Source organism: Weissella sp. DD23, assembly GCF_001579105.1.
GTDB lineage: Bacteria > Bacillota > Bacilli > Lactobacillales > Lactobacillaceae > Weissella > Weissella cibaria.
In genome coordinates this window covers 1-397 of sequence record NZ_KQ970482.1, presented here as the reverse complement: position 1 = coordinate 397, position 397 = coordinate 1, and the positions used below count along the sequence as shown (strand labels likewise).

The following is a 397-nucleotide window of genomic DNA, read 5'->3' as shown; positions in this document are numbered from 1 at the left end:
CGGTTCAAATGGCCGTGGACAGTTGACGAAGATGATAAGCCAACGCCTTCACCGATTTCGCGGACAGTAGGTGGATAACCTTTTTCAAGTTGCTTTTCGTAGACAAACCGCAAAATTGCGAGTTGCTTGCTCTCAGGTTGTGTCATGTTATCCTCCTTGTAAAATATCTGCTTCTATTCTACAGTAATTCGGCGAGTTGTGAATGTTGGACATTGTTTCATGGTAGAATAGAGTAACGATAAAAAATGAGGTGGTGACTGATATGGCAGAAACAGATCGCATGTTGGCCGTGCGCACACGTATTAATGAATTAGCAGCTAAGGCAAAGACGCCAGAAGGTTTGACAGATGACGAAATTGCAGAACGCGCGGATTTGCGGGCTGAATTCCTTGAGAAC

Annotated in this window: 1 protein-coding gene and 1 pseudogene; one reads left to right on the top strand and one right to left on the bottom strand. The window is 44.6% G+C overall.

From position 1 onward, the window contains the following. A pseudogene (locus WEIDD23_RS12360) lies at window positions 1-146 on the bottom strand (repressor LexA); the annotation flags it as partial. 116 nt (window positions 147-262) lie between these two features. Here WEIDD23_RS12360 and WEIDD23_RS12910 point away from each other — a divergent pair. Beyond that, window positions 263-397 (top strand): DUF896 domain-containing protein (locus tag WEIDD23_RS12910; RefSeq protein ID WP_156469686.1); only part of this gene is annotated, 135 nt, incomplete at its 3' end.